We start from the raw sequence: 14,840 nt of genomic DNA, 5'->3' as shown, positions 1-14,840 counted from the left end.
GTATTTCATTAGTTTTACTTATGAATTACCCGGGGTGAGCGTAGAAGACAGGTGAGCGAGCGCATAATTTCAGACCTCATATTACCCCAGCGACGACTTTTGCAAGAGGTCTATTGTTTAAGCATGGATTCTTGGCTTTTGTTGATTAATTGATTGCTTGGAAGTCCCCAATCAATCGAGCGCGATCGCCAATACCTGCCCAGTTTCTCGCGCTTCATATCTGTCAAACTTTTTGCCTTTCTCTAGCGATCGAACTCACGTTCAGTTAGTATCTGGGTAATCTGTAGTTTTTTTGTGGATAAAGGCGGATTCATGCTTCAAAACATTACTACTGAGATTGCTTATTTCGACTCACTTCCATATTTAGCCACAGTCTTAGGCGTTACTAGCATAGCGGGAATAATTGGGTGGCGCTGGTGGAAACAAAATAATACATACAAATCGCTGCGATCGCTCCCTTCACCTCCTAAACACTGGCTGTTAGGAAATATTCCTCAACTATTAGCAGCAGTGAAACAGAAGAAATTATTCCAGCAAATGTTTGATTGGAGTCGAGAGCTAGGCCCGATGTATGTTATATGGAATGGCAACAGGCCTGGTGTTATTTTAAGTAAAGCAAAAGTTATCGAAGATACCATTGTCAATGGGATGAAAGATGGTACCTTAATCAGATCGGAGCAATTACGCAAAGCTTGGAACGATGTCAGTGGCCCGATTCTATTAGGAGAAACTGGAGCTGAGTGGCAGTGGCGACGCAAAGCTTGGAATCCCGAATTCAGTTCTAGCAGCCTCACGAAATATGCAGAAATTATTAGCGAAGCTTGCGAACAAGTAATTGCAACATTAAAGGAAGCACCACCACCAAAAGAAGTTCAGGTAGATCCTCTGTTTGTAGAACTAACAATGAGAGTGATTTCTTGTCTCGTACTGGGCATTCCTGTGGATAGAAAGATCGCGAGTCCTGAAGGGCCACCCCTGGAAGTTTCCAAGGTGTACGAAGCGATGTCTGTTGTAGGCTATCGGTTCCTACGACAAGCTACTGGCGAGAAGATATGGATGAAATATTTGCCCTCTAAAAATTCACAAGATTATTGGGCAGCAAGGCGATATTTAGAGGAATTCTTAACTCCCCGTGTAGACTTAGCTTTACGGTTTAGAGAACAAAACAAGACCGATTTACCACAGGTAAGTTCTTGGTTCTCCGAATCAATGTTAGTCAAAATCGCTGCCAAAGAACCAAAATACAATCGCGACACATTAATAGCAGAATGTGTTGAACTCTTAATCGCTGGTACTGATACAACAGCTCATACTTTATCCTTTGCAGTAGGAGAGTTGAGCTTCAATCAAAGGGTTTTTCAGCAAGCACGAGACATCGTTGACCAAGTTTGGCAAAGCAAAGGCTTGATAAATACCGAAAGCCTCAAGGAATTGGCTTATATTAGCGCAATTATTAAGGAGACCTTGCGCCTTTATTCAGTAGCCTCAGGCTCGACTTCATTGGAGGCTCAACGCGACACCCTCATTGATGGTAAAGCAATTCCTCGCGGTACAAGAATAGCTTGGTCAATGCTTGCTGCGGGAAGAGATCCAGAAGTCTATGCTAATCCAGAGGAATTTCTGCCAGAACGTTGGTTAGAGAAGAGCAAGGAAAATAGTTCGCTGCCAATGATAGACTTTGGCTCAGGACCTCATCGTTGCTTGGGGGAGCATTTATCAATGCTGGAAGGAACGATGATGCTAGCATTATTGCTCCGCAACTTCGACTGGGATTTAGTCAAGGGTCGTTCTTCTCTAGAACAATTACAGCAAAACCTGTTAATTTATCCGTCTGATAAAATGCCAGTGCGCTTTAAATTGAGAAATTCCCTTCCACTATAAAAAACCTATCTTCAAGGTTTGAATTAAACTATTTACAGTAGCTCGAAAAGTTTTGCCAACGCTAAAGAATAGTAGCGTATAGGGTAGTGCTAAAAAATTAATGATGCATTAATTTTTTAGCACTACCCAATATTGGCTTAATTCAATAGAACAGCGAATTAAGTGGTATTTTTTATGTCCGCCACCGATCGAATTGATCTTCAGAGCATCCATTGATGTAAGTATTGAGTACCCAACCCTTCAGAGGTTTAACCACCTCCGGAGCCACTCCGGGTTGTGAGGTTACTCTTCCAGAGATTTGAACCCAGCTACCCTGTTTTCGCACTGCCCGAACCGTATCGCCTCTATTGAGTTTGGCGACTATATTGGATTGAGTATTGGGTAGACTACGGATATTGACGTTATTTCCATTAATAAATGAACATACGCCTTGGTTTTGTGCAGGTCTCGATTGAGCCTGTAAAATTGGTGTAGCTGCATTTGCCTTTGTTTGGGCGATTAGCTGCAAGCCAGTGGTATAGAAACATAGCAGTGCGATCGCTGTCAGAGAGTTTCTCGAATTGCTCATCTTTATGGATTAAGTGCATCTGCACTGATGTAAATTCAGTCTCACCTTAACTGACTTACTTCCAAATAATATATTTTTTGATATTTATTTAAATTGTTAAAAGGCTATCAATCCCTCAAGCTTGCTACTTTAAGCGAGCTGACATAAATAAAGTTAAAAGTCAACTCTTCTTAATTAATCCACTACTTTTAGCAATCCCTGCTTCAGTGCATCAAACACGCGATTAATTAGCAGGTGTTCTGCTTCACTTAGGGTTTCCTGCGATAGGAATGTTGACATCAATAGACGTTGATCGGTACGAGAAATTTGGCGAAAGACAAAGATTCGCTCAACAATTTGTTGAACGGAGATTGTGGGTAAACTAGCTGAAGCTGGCATAGTTCTCTAGCAACTTTATGTAATACTGCTGCGAATCCCGCAGAACGAGATTCTGAGGACATATAAAAATATTGTAATATTTCTTTACAATCCTGCGCGATCGCCATCTTCAAGAGAATGTAACAATTCCTTCATAATTTGGTGATTCTCATCATTGACAAATCGGATACAAATCAGATTGTCTATCCAAACACTCCCGAATATCCCGTAAAATAGCTTGGCGTTGTAGCAAGAAGGCAAAAAAATGACTCAGGCTCGGATTGGGATTATCGGTGGCAGCGGTCTCTACAAGATGCAGGCGCTCAAAGATGTAGAAGAGATGCAAATCTCCACGCCTTTTGGCTTCCCCTCTGATGCTTTGATATTGGGAACTTTGGAAGGAACGCGAGTGGCTTTTCTGGCACGTCACGGTCGCAATCACACGCTGTTGCCTTCTGAGTTGCCGTTTCGAGCCAACATCTACGCCATGAAGCAACTAGGCGTCGAGTACCTAATCTCTGCATCGGCGGTAGGTTCTCTCAAAGAAGAAGCGAAACCTTTAGATATGGTAGTGCCGAATCAATTTATTGACCGCACCAAGAATCGAGTTTCTACCTTTTTTGGGGAAGGGATTGTGGCTCATATTGGGTTTGCCGATCCCGTGTGCAATCAATTGGCTGGAGTTGTGGCAGATGCGATCGCATCTTTAAACTTACCCGATGTCACGCTCCATCGCGGTGGTACTTATGTTTGTATGGAAGGACCCGCATTTTCTACAAAAGCTGAATCGCATCTTTACCGCAGTTGGGGTGCCACAATCATTGGCATGACTAATTTACCAGAGGCGAAGTTAGCCAGAGAAGCAGAAATTGCTTATGCAACCTTAGCATTAGTAACAGATTACGATTGTTGGCACCCCGATCACGACAGCGTAACGGTAGAAATGGTCATTGCCAATCTGCAACGCAATGCAACCAATGCTCAAAAAGTAATTCAAGAAACTGTTCGGCGTTTGAGTGAAAATCCGCCAGTTTCTGATGCTCACTCGGCTTTAAAATATGCAATCCTCACGCGACTAGAGAACGTTCCGGCAGCAACAAAGGAGAAAATGGAGTTGCTGTTGAAGAAGTATTTGTAGTCAGCGGTTTTTTCATGCATTAACTTTCTACCAAGGACTCCCAATCATTGTGAAAGCTGACCAGAAATAAGGATGCTTTAGGTCTTTATCTCCGATTGATGCAAGAGAGGAAGGTAGAGGCATATTGCCATCAGAAGTATGCAGTTGTCCCCCTTCTAGTCGCACCTTTCCCTTTAACATTGCTAGCTGTGCCTGTCGCAAAGCTTCCGCCTTAATAGGGGCTTTTTTCAATTCTTTGTAGAAATCTGTCATTAGCCCCAATGTACCTTCATCGCTGACGTACCAAAGACTTGCCAGCGCTGACTTCACGCCTGCTTGCACCGCAAACCCGGCAAAGCCCAACTCGGCTTCTTCATTTCCCAGTGCTGAACGACAGGCACTCAGCACTAATAATTCTACCGCTGGTTTATTCCAGCCCAACTGACGCACTTGATCCAATCTCAATTGGGTGTCCCACAGCTGAATATAGGAGTTACCGAGTGCCCCTGACTTAAATTCTGCATGAGTTGCGAGGTGGATAATTTCGTAGGGTGTAGAAGTGCGTTGTGCTTTTAAATTCTTCAGGGTGAAAGCTTCGTTGAGGAAGGATTTACCTTGCCATAGCTTAGAAGTAATCATCGACAATTCTACCGGCACAGCAGGCAATGGATTTTGCGTTTTGTTGGTAAAGCGGTCGGCACCCATTGCCAGGACTTTAGCGTTTTTAAGGTTAGCGTAGCGGGTATCGGTGAGGCTGAGGCTAGGCATGAGACCGATACTATATTTCTCGATTAAAAACTGTTGACCGTCGTGGAGGGCGGAGATAGGAAGCGATCGCAAGCCTGCATCCATAATGAAGACTAGATTCTGGATACCTTGGGCTTCTAACTCGTCCTTGATGGGTGCAATTAGCCACTGATACAGTTGTTCGGAGGGGGCACGATAGTCGTCATTCAGTTTATTTTTATTGGTAATGGCGTTCCGCAACTTTCCAGCGACTTTCAGGATTTGCGATCGCGAAGCGGATGCGCCAAGCGCTCCTCGCTTGCTGCCTGCTACACGCACCCGTTTCGTTTTCCCCTCTCCTGTTACCAAAATTAGCTCTAGTCGCTCATCGTCTTTGTTAATTTGAGTTTTTTGGCTACTAGAAACTTGATCCGGTGCAAAGACTGCATAAACAAATGCTGATTTGATGCTCGTCTGCTTCTCGATTTGGCTCAATAGGTTGGCGGCTGCTTTCGGATTGGTGATATTTCCCGTTTGCCCCAGATGTTGGTCAAATTTAGAGGTGATTGTGCTATCCAGATCGCTCGTCGTATCAACTGTTACGTCAGAGACGCTAGTAGGCGTATTCAGAGGCATCGCGCCGAAGTAGGGAAGCAGGTTGTCTCCCGGACGGCGGGGAGTAATTTGAATATTGCCTTGGCGATAAGGGCCAGGAAATTCTTTAGATGGCAAAATCGTACTCAGGAACCCGGTTCCGGTGGTGAGAGCGCCAGCCGTCCCGTTGTCTGTCGCATCTCCTACCACGAAGGGAGTAAAGGAGGAACCGCCTCCGTGGGAAATCATAATCGCGCCGTCCCCAGCGCCTCCAATTGTGGAAATGCTGGTCGCAAATGGGTTTTTGGAATCGGTGAAAGTGCCTGTAGCGCGGAAGAACCGATCGGTTGTAATTTTAACAACGCCTCCGAAGGCGCTCCCTCCACTTTGGGCATTGATGGAGACAACTTGAATGTCATCAATTGGCTTTTTGTTGAGTTCGATCAGCGGGTTTGCCAAGGTGACGTTACCACCTTTCCCGAAGCTGGAACTAGAGTCAATCGCTCCAGCAGTGATGATGCCTTGAGCGGAAACTTCAATATCTCCACCGCCTGCTGTTCCTTGGGAGAGCAAATTGCCGCTTTGAATGGCTGCTGCATCGCTTAAAAGAGCGATCGCGCCGCCGGTGCCATTGGTAGAAGATGTGTCAATATTTGCCGTGGTGATGCTACCTGGAGCCGCAACGGTGACTGCACCCCCGCCGGTTGTACCTTTGGAGGTCACATTTGCAGCGGTAATGGCTCCTTTTTGGCTGGTAAGTGCGATCGCTCCCCCGGTGCCTTTTTCGGAAGCAGAATCAATATTGGCAGCAGTGATATTGTCTTGAGCAGAGACAGTGATGGGAGAACCGGAAGTTTTCACATTTCCAGTCTGTACGGTTCCGTTTTGGCTGGTAAGTGCGATCGCATTTCCAGCACCTTTAGTCGCTGTTGCGTCAAGATCCAGCGTCGTGATGCTGTCATTGGCGATAACTGTAATTCCCCCAGCATCCGTATCGCCTTTGGATATCAAACTTCCCGTTTGTATCGCACCTTGTTTGCTGTTGAGAGCGATCGCGCCGCCAGTACCCGTTGCAGAAGAGGAGTCCAAGGCTGCGGTATTGATAGCTCCCGTGTCACTGCTAAGGCTAATTGCCCCACCTTTAGAAGTAATATTCGCTGCGGTAACGCCAGTATTGCCAGCTAGATTAACGTTGCCACCGGAGGAATCGAGGGTGCCATTACTCGCGATCGCACCAGAGCTACTATTGAGAGCAATTTCCCCACCCTTGGAAGTGATATTGGCTGCGGTAACGCCAGTATTGCCGATTAAATTAACGTTGCCACCGGATGAATCTAAAGTGCCATTACTAGCGATCGCACCTTGAGTGCTATTGAGGCTAATTTCCCCACCTTTGGAAGTGATGTTGTTAGCGCTGACTCCGCCATTCCCATTTAGATTAACGTTACCGCCGGATGAATCTAAAGTGCCATTACTAGCGATCGCACCAGAGCTACTATTGAGAGCAATTTCCCCACCTTTGGAAGTAATATTGGCTGCGGTAACGCCTTGATTGGCGGTGAGATTAACCTTGCCACCGGATGAATCTAAAGTGCCATTACTCGCGATCGCACCAGAGCTACTATTGAGGCTAATTTCCCCACCTTTGGAAGTGATATTGTTGGCGCTAACTCCGCCGTTCCCAGTTAGATTTACCTTTCCGCCATTGGTGTTGAGACTGCCGCCCACCTGGATATTATGGGCAGTAATATTTACACCCGCTGGCTTAGATGTCGTGATGTCACCCGCCAGCGTCGTAGTGCTACCAGATAACTGGGTTAGACTGTCTGCAACAATTGTTGAAAGGGCGGTCACATCGGTAGCATTCTCGATTAAGATTGCGCCTAACCCTTTACTTTCTCCCGCACCCACCGTTTTGCCAAAGAAGATGTTGCCGGTGCCTGCGATCATCTTTAGGTCGTTGTATTCGCCCTTTTCGCTATCCAGGGTGCCATTGAAAGAAATGTTACCCGCACCCAATGGGCCTGTATTTAGGAAAGTATCATCCGTCAGAGTGACATCACCATTAAAAATGATGTTGCCATCCAAAGTCGTGATGATGCCTGATAAGAGCGTCTGCTTGGCGTTGACAGTCAGTTCCTGGTATATATCGGCGCTGTTGCCTTTTAAGGTTGCATTCTCGCCACCGATAATTACAACACCCAAGTCATTATTGATAGTCAAATACTCCAGGAGATTCGGACTACCGACGTTCCCTTTAAAAATCGCTTGACCTGCACCCGGATTGAGCGTCAGCCCCTGCTCGCTATCGGCTTGAGCGTTAACATTGCCTTCAAAGATGATGTTACCACCGCCGCTTGCAAGTGCAATATCGGTCTGAAGCTCCACAGTTTTGCCGAGTTGACCGAGGGTAATGTCTTGCCCCTGGGTGGAAATGTTTGCCCACAATTTGGTTGTTGCACCGTTGAGAGCGATCGCAGCATCATCCACTCCCTGAATTGTCCCGTTGACGTTAATCGTGCCATTCGGAGACTGAATTTTCACCGGATCGTCGAAGGTGACAGCATTGACATCAATCGTCCCAGTTCCGCTGTCACTACCAATGATGATGGGCTTAAAGCCACCCAAGGCATTAATATCTTTTTGGGTGATATCCAGCGCCGGTGTTTCTTCAAATCCGCCAATTGCGATCGCTTGATTGGGTGTTGCAGGCTGAAGCTGAACGGTACCGCCGCCAACGATTGTATTGTCTCCCCCGTCAAAGTTAATTTCAGCAGCCGTCAAATTGAGATTTCCGGTCAGATTGGCAGTGTTTTTAAATGCGACCAATGCTGCATTACTCACAGTCAAATTGCTGAGTGCAGCGCTTTTTCCCACCCAATTATTAAAGATAACGTTGCCAGTACCTGCTGCTAGATTCAGGTTCTGAGTTCCATTGACAGTATTGCTAAAGCTGATATCGCCTACTCCCGCACCCGTGTTGAGAGAGACTGCGCCGGTTAGGTTCACCGCACCGCTGAAGCTAATAGTGTCGTTGGTGGTAGTAATATCCCCAGCGGTAATGACTCCTCCCGTGCCACCTTGACTGAAGGCTCCATCGAGGTTCATATCTGCGGCAGCATCAATTGTCAGCGTTCCAGTATTGTTGATACTGACGCCACCACTATTTGTCGTGGTAACTGGGCTTTTGAAAACAACGTTTTGGGCACTGTTAATGGTTACAGAACCGAATTTGCTGCTACCTCCGACCGCATCTGTAAAATTGATGTTGCCAGTACCGGCAGTCAAAGTTAGGTCGTGACTGCCATTCAGGGTGTTGCCAAAGCTAATATCGCCTGCACCCGTTTCCAGGAAGATAGAACCTGTAAGATTTACGCCTTGGTTAAATTGAATGCTGCTAGCGGTGATATTCCCTGCGGTGGAAACGCTACCCGTGCCATTTTGCACAAAAGCTCCGCTTAAGTCCATCTTTGTACCCGAAGCAATCTTCAGCACATCACTGTTGGTGAGGGTAAGATTGCCTCCGTCTGTGGTACTAATGCCTGAATTAAGAGTCGTTGCACCGCCGATGAGATGAATCGATGCATTACTTGTTATTCCCGGCGATGTTCCTTGCACCGTCAGCGCCCCTGTGCCCGCTTGAATGGTTACAGCATCTTTGAAGGTTGCCGAATCTACAATGATGTCTTGGCTTCCGCTGGCATTGCCAATGGTGATGCTGCTAAATCCGTCATGTAAAGCAGCTAGGTCGGTATCGTTGATATTTAGAGAAGCATCTTGATCGAACCCAATTGCGATCGCTTTCCCCACCGTTGCTGTCTGAAGTGTCAGATTTCCCGTGCCAGTAACCGAATCTGTTCCGCCCGAAAAGTTAATTTCATCCCCCTTTAGGATGATATCCCCGGTCAACAGAACATTATTCCCATAGCTTTGACTATTAGCAGTGGTCACATTACCGTTGAGCTTGGTTGTCCCACCAACTCCAGTGGTAGCTAGGCTAGCAGTATTGACAGTGCTGTTGAAGGTGATATCACCGATACCAGCGTTCACAGTTAAATTTTTCTGACCATCAACTGTACTGTTGAAACCGATCGCGCCATTGCTACCGCTAGTATCAAAATTAACATCACCGCTTAAGTTAACGCCTTGGTGAAATTCAATGCTGCTGGCGGTAATATCCCCACCCGTGACAACATTACCCGTGCCATTCTGGACAAACTTTCCTGCCAAATTCATGTCGGCAACAGAGGCAATGGTCAGCAAATCGCTGTTGGTAATCGTGACACCGCCACCCGTAGTATTGATGGCACCATTGAGGTTAAAAATATTACCAGTTAGCTGAATGTCGCTGGCAGTTATCGCACTATAAGTCCCGCTGCCAGCTTTTTGAGCCAGACTAGCGACGTTGATGGCAGCACTGGCGTTGACATTGCCGCTGTCAATCGTCAGGTTGCCTAAAGAGGTAACGGTGCCAAGGTTATTCTTGAAGTTAATACTGCCGCTACCTGCGTTCAGGGTGAGATTGTGATTGCCATCAATTGTGCTGTTGAAGGCGATCGCGCCATTACTGCCACTGGTATTAAAAGAGACGCTATCAGTTAAGCCAACGCCCTTGTCAAACTGAATGCCGCTAGCGGTAATATCCCCGCCCGTAGAAACGTTACCCGTGCCATTCTGCACAAACTTTCCCGCCAAGTTCATGTCGGCAACAGCATCAATGGTCAGCAAACCGCTGTTGGTAATCGTAACGCCACCCTTAGTGGTGCTGATGGCACCGTTGAGGTTGAAAATGTTGCCCTTTAGGTTAATATCACCCGCAGCGCTCAGCGTACTATAGGTGGTGGTGCCAACAGATCCCTGAGTAATGCTAGTTGCTGTAATTGCCCCAGCTTGTACGTCGCTAGCACTGTTAATTTTAAAATTGCCCAGTCCGGAAGCATTGCTCAGTTTAATATTTCCTGTACCAGCACTCAGTTCCAAGTCTTTGCTACCACCTGTAATGGCTCCGGTGAAAGCAATGTCACCGGAGCCAGTTCCAGTATCGAGTTTGACATTTCCCGTCAGGGTGACAGGACTGCTGAAGCTGATGCCAGTTTCGGCTTTAATATCACCAGCAGTAGAAACAGTTCCCGACCCCAATTGCTGGAAGCTTCCCCCCAACTCCATGTCTGCTGCGGCGGCAATATTGAGGTTGCCGCTGTTGATGGTTAGGTTGCCTAGAGGGGTACTGTTACCGACAGCATTTTTGAATTGGATAGTGCCATCTCCTGCCTCTAAAGTCAGGTTTTGACCGCCTGGGTTTGTCCCGTTCAGGGTGCTATTGAAGGTGATATCACCCGTCCCCGTACCTGTTTTGAAGGCGATGTTCGCTGCGTCCGCTCCGGTGAGGGTGACGTCACTTTTAAAGCTGATGCCCTTTTCGGCGGTAATGTTGCTTGCAGTAGCGACCGATCCGGAGCCATTTTGCACGAAGGCTCCCACCAAATTTATGTTTGCATTAGGGGCAATCGTCAGATTACCACCGTTGGTAATCGTCAAATTCTTGGTTACTACAGATAGCGGTGCAGTGATATCTACAGTCCCTTTACTAATAAAGGTGAGATTCTCGGTAAGCGGGTTGAGGAGTGTCCCGATGTGGATGCTTGCAGTGTTGGTGGCATCCCCGATGGTCAAATTATTTGCTGTAATATTGCTCAGTTGGCCGGTCGTGAAGTTGATTCCTTGATCGACCGCAAATCCTACACCAATCGTTTTGCCTGAGGTACCGGGTTTAAGGGTGACATTTGCGGCGTTGATGGATGGAGCTAGATCGATGGTGTTAGCGCCAATAGTCAAGTTGCCGATTGGGGTGCCACTAATCCCCACTGCACCACCCAAGCTCACTTTACCTGTGCCTGCGAGCAGTTCTAGGTTTTTGGCACCGTCAACCTTGCCAGTAATGCTGATATTACCGCCACTAGCGCTTGTGTTGAGCGAGACATCGTTCCCCAGCGACACATTCCCCTTGATCGTCATGTCTCCAGCGTCGGTGTCAATACCTGTATTAATTGCGACGCCATTTGTGGCATCCACACTCAAGGCATTGAATGTGGATGTGTTCTGGTCAAAGGTGACTTTGCTGTTCGTCCCGGTAGCATTCAGCGTCAGCGTGCCGATGTTTTTGCTGTTGTTGGCTGAGATGCCATTGACGGTGATATTGCCAGTGGTAGCGATCGCTAAATTCTGGGCTGTAATATTTTGAAGCTGCTCACCTGTGATAGTTGCGCCGCTGCTTGGTATTGGTATTATTGCATTGCTCAAGCTGAGGCTTTTGTCCTTGGCATCCAAAGTAGTTTTGCCACCGCCGCTGTTGACCTTCCCCAACAAGTCAAAGTCAGTTGCTTTGATAGAAAGCTCACCATTGGTTGTTGACAGGGTCGCGCCAGAGGCAATATCAAATTGACCTGTGCCAGCGTCCAGGGTCGTTATGCCGTTGGTAGTAAAGTTGGCATTCAGCTCAATTCCATTTTTAGCTGTAAGCGTAGCCTTACTGCCAATGCTGACATTTCCACTGTTGCTAATATCTCCAGTGGTGGCAGTGACTTCTAGTTTGCCACCAATGCTGGAACCTGCTAGGTCAACACCTTTGGCATTGTTGATGGTGACATCACCCGTTCCTGTCGTGTTGAGCGCGATCGCACCCGTGACTTCTAATTGATCCAGGTTGATGTCAGCATCCGCTTGGCTCGTTTTAAAGCTGCCTGTGCCGCTGATTTTCACAGTACCACTATCGGTAATATTCCCGGTTGTGGCAGTTACATCTAATTTGCCACCAATAGTGGCATCTGCTAGGTCAACACCTTTGGCGTTTATCAGAGTAACATTGCCGCTTCCAGTTGTGTTGAGCGCGATCGCACCCGTGACTTCTAATTGATCCAGGTTAATGTCAGCATCTGCTTGGCTCGTTTTAAAGCTGCCTGTGCCGCTGATTTTCACAGTATCGCTATCGGTAATATCCCCGGTTGTGGTAGTGACACTCAAGTTGCCAGTGATGTCCAAACCACCCAAATCAAGCGTCCCATTATTGGTAAGGAAAACATCATTTGATACTGAAGTTCCTGCCAGTTTGTCAATCTTTGTAGAGAGGGGATTCGTTGCCTCTCCCACCGCTCCTTTTGCATTTAGGATTAGTTTTCCTGTGGTTTCACCGATAGTAATATCTGTGCCGGTTGCCGCACTGGTTATGGCTCCAGTATTGAGGGTCAAGGTTTTGTCAGCATCTACAATCAGACCGTCAATGAAGGTTACTGCCCCACCATTCAGGGTTAAGTTAAAATTCTCGCTACTGAGATCGATCGTCCCGGAACCGCCACTAGAGCCGATACTAATCGCACCTGTTCCTCCAGATTTACCAATCGTTACGGTACCAGAGGAATTAAGGCGGTTGGTCAACTCATTGGTGTTCAGATTGAATGTGCCACTAGCACCATTCCCTATGCCGATTGTGGAAGCCGGATCGGTTGACTGGAAAGTGATATCCCCAGCACCCGCATCAATCTGCGAGTCATTATTGAGGTCAACATCAGCGGCTGTAATTAAAACATTACCGTTATTTGTTTTGATGGTAGCGTTGTTAATAACTTGACCCGAACCCGTTACTGTGCCACTTGAATCATTAGCACTCAGCTTGACTGCACCACCGTTGGTCGTAATATTTTTATTAACTGTAATGTTGTTGCCAGCTTGAGCAGTTAACCCAATATTCTTAGTAGTAATCTTGACTTCCGCATCAAAAGTAATATTATTTTTGGCTTGCAAGGTGACATTAGAAGTCGCACCATTGATCAAAGCTACGTTTAATTTGGTGCTATTCGTGCCGATGTCAGCGTCAGCAAACTGATCGACGTTATCTAAAGTAGCAGTATCAAAACCTGCATTCACAACGGTTATATTTGTCGGATCGAGCAACAGGGTTCCGATATTACCGTTTGGTGCCAGAGTGTTAACATTCCCCTGAAAGTCTAGAAATTTCAATCCTGACACTTCGACGAATCCACCATTTCCACCTTGAGTGCCGCCACGAGCTGTAATATTGCCGTAGAAACGGGTTGTCTCATCTGCCCAAACAATTACCTTACCGCCGTTGCCGTTGAGGAGAGCATCTGCGGCAATCAGAGAGTTGCTACTGACGTAGGTGCGAGATGCATTTGGTAGTGTGCCCTTCCCTTGATAATCGCCGCCAATTCGCACTGTGCCGCCGCCGAGGGTGCCGGAAGCATTAATGTTGGCACCCACCAATCCCACTTTATTGCCGACAATTTGGACGGTGCCTCCGGTTTGTCCTGGGGCAGTGTTTGAGGTATTCAGGGAACCAGAAGCAATTACAGTACCTGTATCTGTGGGTATTGCAGTACCGGAACCTGTTAAATAAACCGTGCCGTCAGCGGCGACAGTCATTTTCGTGGCTCCCACATCCCCAGCACCTGTCAACAGCTGAGGTAAGGAGGCAATCGGAAGCTTCCAGTCATTCGGTTGATTGCCTGCTGCTGCTAGGGGTTGAATTTCTACACTCAGTAAACTTCCTGCCTGAGAAATGCGTACTACGCTCTCACCAGGCACTGCTGCCACCGTGATATTACCTCCCGGTGCTGACAATTGCCCGGTACTGACTACGGTGCCACCGAGTAAGGTTAAATTCTGTCCGGCGTTGACTGCCAAGTTTCCAGCATTTGCGATCGCTCCCGGCTGACTCATTGCGAAGGCAAAGCCGTTGGGCGTACCCACTAAAGCGTTATAGTCGTTGGCACCTGTGGCGCTGAACCAATTGCTCCCAAAGCCAATGCCGTTAGCAGTGGTGGCGGTGAAGGAGGCAGGCACATTTAGGCTGGCTCCTGCGCCAAAGATAATGCCTGCGGGGTTCATCAAGAACAGGTTTGAATTCCCACCCGTAACCTGGATGAGACCGTTAATTACTGAGGCATTTCCCCCATTGACACGACCCAGGATGTTTTGAATGGATGGGTTTGAGAGGAAGTTGCCTATCTCGTTTTGATTCAGCCCAAACTGAGTGAAGCTGTGGAAGAGATTCGAGCCATTACTAGAAAGGGTGCCGCCACTAATGTCAATCTGGTTTCCATTCTGGTTAACCAGAGTATTCGTGTCATTGGGAGCCGGAATGATTGACTGTGCTGAGGTGGATGTGGCACCTACAGAACCCCCATACAACAACAGGGCTAACAGGGCACCGATTCTGCTGGTAAATACTGACATCAATCTCTTCCTTAGGGGTGATGAAAAATTTGCGGCAACTCTACAGTCCCCAATTTTTCTGGGTCACTCCGTAATATCACAGCTTTGATGAAGGAATGATTAATTAGATATTGAATACTTTAAAGAGTTGATAAAGATGGGTATTTTGCTTTAGGAAATTTTCATAAAGCTGGCTATTTTTGCTTTGGTTTTTATAGGCTGCTTGTTGAATTCATTGCAACTGAAGCCTTTTTGAGACCTGCCTCAACTTTGCATTTTTTAACTTTCGACAGGTAGCAGGATTAATATTCGACCATTCAGCAGCAAACCTGATTTTTTAGACAAAGCAGGCTAGTGGTTAATCATTTT

Annotated in this window: 5 protein-coding genes; 2 read left to right on the top strand and 3 right to left on the bottom strand. The window is 47.0% G+C overall.

The window, feature by feature from the left end; translation table 11 throughout:
- Positions 1 to 312 precede the first annotated feature (312 nt).
- Entirely contained in the window at positions 313 to 1,881 is a 1,569-nt protein-coding gene (locus tag H6F52_RS04485) for a cytochrome P450 (protein ID WP_190532239.1), read from the top strand.
- 172 nt (positions 1,882 to 2,053) lie between these two features.
- Here the strand turns inward: H6F52_RS04485 and H6F52_RS04480 are convergent, their stop codons facing one another.
- Entirely contained in the window at positions 2,054 to 2,449 is a 396-nt protein-coding gene (locus H6F52_RS04480) for an SH3 domain-containing protein (RefSeq protein ID WP_190532236.1), read from the bottom strand.
- 174 nt (positions 2,450 to 2,623) lie between these two features.
- A complete protein-coding gene (locus tag H6F52_RS04475; protein WP_190430461.1) occupies positions 2,624 to 2,827 on the bottom strand; it encodes a hypothetical protein in 204 nt (67 codons plus the stop codon).
- 244 nt (positions 2,828 to 3,071) lie between these two features.
- Here H6F52_RS04475 and H6F52_RS04470 point away from each other — a divergent pair, with 244 nt between their 5' ends.
- Positions 3,072 to 3,944 carry an S-methyl-5'-thioadenosine phosphorylase gene (locus H6F52_RS04470; RefSeq protein ID WP_190532233.1) on the top strand — a complete coding sequence of 291 codons (873 nt, stop codon included), beginning with the start codon at positions 3,072 to 3,074 and terminating at the stop codon, positions 3,942 to 3,944.
- 27 nt (positions 3,945 to 3,971) lie between these two features.
- Here H6F52_RS04470 and H6F52_RS04465 read toward each other — a convergent pair whose 3' ends face one another.
- Entirely contained in the window at positions 3,972 to 14,492 is a 10,521-nt protein-coding gene (locus H6F52_RS04465) for a CHAT domain-containing protein (RefSeq protein ID WP_190532230.1), read from the bottom strand.
- Positions 14,493 to 14,840: the final 348 nt, after the last annotated feature.

This window comes from Coleofasciculus sp. FACHB-542, assembly GCF_014695825.1.
In the GTDB taxonomy this organism is placed as follows: domain Bacteria; phylum Cyanobacteriota; class Cyanobacteriia; order Cyanobacteriales; family FACHB-T130; genus FACHB-T130.
The sequence above is the reverse complement of the archived record's forward strand: the minus strand, read 5'-3'. Positions and strand labels throughout refer to the sequence as shown.

Excerpts from the sequence above, each read along its gene's own strand:
- H6F52_RS04485 (WP_190532239.1), top strand. The coding sequence starts at position 313 with ATGCTTCAAAACATTACTACTGAGATTGCTTATTTCGACTCACTTCCA.
- H6F52_RS04480 (WP_190532236.1), bottom strand. The coding sequence starts at position 2,449 with ATGAGCAATTCGAGAAACTCTCTGACAGCGATCGCACTGCTATGTTTC.
- H6F52_RS04475 (WP_190430461.1), bottom strand. The coding sequence starts at position 2,827 with ATGCCAGCTTCAGCTAGTTTACCCACAATCTCCGTTCAACAAATTGTT.
- H6F52_RS04470 (WP_190532233.1), top strand. The coding sequence starts at position 3,072 with ATGACTCAGGCTCGGATTGGGATTATCGGTGGCAGCGGTCTCTACAAG.
- H6F52_RS04465 (WP_190532230.1), bottom strand. The coding sequence starts at position 14,492 with ATGTCAGTATTTACCAGCAGAATCGGTGCCCTGTTAGCCCTGTTGTTG.